The sequence below is a fragment of the Methanobrevibacter sp. genome (assembly GCF_015062935.1).
GTDB lineage: Archaea > Methanobacteriota > Methanobacteria > Methanobacteriales > Methanobacteriaceae > Methanocatella.
Window position 1 is genome coordinate 1 of the sequence record NZ_SUTM01000044.1, and the last position, 2520, is coordinate 2520.

Genomic DNA, 2520 nt, shown 5'->3' on the forward strand with positions numbered 1-2520 from the left:
AAGAAAAATTAGAAAAGAAAAAAATCTTGCTCCTCAAAAATTTTTTAATCCGAATCACTTAAGTTTTTGAAAGAGCCCTTTTTTAGCAAGCCAATACAAAACTTTAAATCATTTTCACAACAACAGTAATGTATATTTCAATGCAAAGGATGAAAGTTTAATGATAGTTGATACACTCAAAAAAGAATTGAATTTAGCTGACTGGCAGGTTAAGAAAGTTATAAAGCTGATTGATGATGGAAACACAATACCTTTTATTGCAAGGTATAGAAAAGATGTTACAGGTTCACTGAATGATGAAACATTAAGGAAATTCGATGAGAGATTGAAATACTTAAGGAATCTGGAAGACAAGAAGGAAAAGGTCATCAAAAGAATTGATGAGCTTGGCAAATTGGATGGCGAGCTTAAAAATCAGATTTTAAATGCCGAAACACTTGTGGAGCTTGAAGATTTATACAGACCATACAAATCCAAAAAACAAACCAGGGCAACAAAGGCCCGTGAAAAAGGTCTCCAACCGCTTGCTGAGGTAATTCTTGCTCAGGAAGTTAAAAAATCAGTTAAGACTATTGCAAAAGATTATGTAAATCCTCAAAAAGATGTAAACACTCCTGAAGATGCTATTAAGGGAGCTCAGGATATAATTGCCGAAATAATATCAGACAATTCAGATTTTCGTAAAAAAATCAGACAGAATACCTATTTTACAGGCCAAATCACCTCCAAGGTCAAGGACAAGGAAATATCAAATGAATATGATGTATACCATAACTATTCGGAAAATATTAAAAAAATTCCTCCCCACAGGATATTGGCAATCAACAGAGCAGAAAAGGAAGGGGTTATCAGGGTAAAACTGGAATGTGAAGTGGATGACGTTTTAAGGTATCTTGCAAGACACACTTTAAAAAACATTTCAAAAATACCTGAAAAGATAGAATACAATAAATACACTACTCCAATCATCAAAGAATCAATTGAAGACGCTTACAAAAGGCTGATTTCTCCTGCAATCGAAAGGGAAATCAGGAATTATCTAACACAAAAGGCTGAGGAAAATTCAATCGAGGTATTTGCACAAAACCTCAATCAGGTACTTATGGAATCACCTCTCGTCGGTAAAACCATTTTGGGCTGGGACCCTGCGTTCAGGACAGGCTGTAAACTGGCAATCATTGATGAAACCGGAAAGGTTCTTGACACAGCCCTGATTTATCCGACAGAACCTCAAAACAAGGTGGCCGAATCAATCGAGACAGTTCGCAATCTGATTGACAGGTATGACATTAACGTCATAGCCATTGGAAACGGAACAGCTTCAAGGGAATCTGAAGAAATAGTGGCTAAAATAATCAAGGGAACAAATGTTGAGTATATAATTGTCAATGAAGCAGGAGCTTCTGTATATTCCGCATCCAAATTGGCAGATGAGGAGTTCCCTGATTTTTCAGAAGGTGAGAGAAGTGCAGTATCAATTGCAAGAAGGCTTCAGGATCCGTTGGCGGAACTGGTTAAAATTGACCCAAAATCCATAGGCGTTGGTCAATATCAGCATGACATGAATCAGAAACAGCTTTCAGAGTCTTTGGACGGTGTTGTTGAGAAGGTGGTTAATGAGGTCGGTGTTGACTTGAATACGGCTTCCTACAGCTTGCTTAATCATGTTTCAGGAATTGGAAAGTCAACTGCAAAAAACATCATAGACTACAGGGATGAAAACGGAAGCTTCACTAACCGTAAGGAACTCCTGAAGGTTAAAAAACTGGGCAAAAAGACATTTGAACAGTGTGCGGGGTTCGTTAAAATTGACAATCCTGATTATCCTCTGGACAACACAACAATTCATCCTGAATCCTATGGGGCCACTGAAAAATTGCTGAATAAATTAAACTATACTGTTAATGATATCGGTTCAGCCGGTTTGAAACTTGACAATCTTGATTTGGAAGCTATTTCCAAGGAGTTGGATATTGGTCAGGAAACATTAAAAGACATTATTTCAGAACTTAAAAAACCGGGCCGTGACCCTCGTGAAGACATGCCAAAGCCGATACTTAGAAAAAATGTTTTGTCAATTGAAGACCTTGAAATCGGAATGATAATGCAGGGTACAGTCAGAAACATTGTTGATTTCGGTGCATTTGTAGATATTGGAGTGCACCAGGATGGACTGGTTCATATTTCACAGTTGGTTGAAAATCAATATGTCAAACATCCTTTGGATATAGTCAGCGTTGGTGAAATAGTTGACGTTAAAGTTCTCGATGTTGATTTGTCCAGAAACAGGATTAATTTGTCTATGATAATATAATAATTTTAAAACAATTTAATTTGCGAAAATAAATATTCAAGTTTATTAATGACTTTGATTGAACTACCTCGACCTGTAAGAGGTCGAGGATTTTTACTTCACGGGCTGGTACTTTCCCACGAAAGTAGGATTACCGTGCTATCCCCCCAGTTCCTGAGGTTCACAAATATTTCATCTATTAAATCTATTAATCCTTCTTTTTTAAT

1 protein-coding gene is annotated in these 2520 nt (G+C 36.8%); it reads left to right on the forward strand.

Features of this window, described 5'->3' with window-relative positions:
- Positions 1–160: 160 nt before the first annotated feature.
- A complete protein-coding gene (locus E7Z81_RS12045; protein WP_292748172.1) occupies positions 161–2314 on the forward strand; it encodes a Tex family protein in 2154 nt (717 codons plus the stop codon).
- Positions 2315–2520 lie beyond the last annotated feature (206 nt).

Coding starts and splice junctions, on each gene's coding strand:
- E7Z81_RS12045 (WP_292748172.1), top strand. CDS start 161: ATGATAGTTGATACACTCAAAAAAGAATTGAATTTAGCTGACTGGCAG.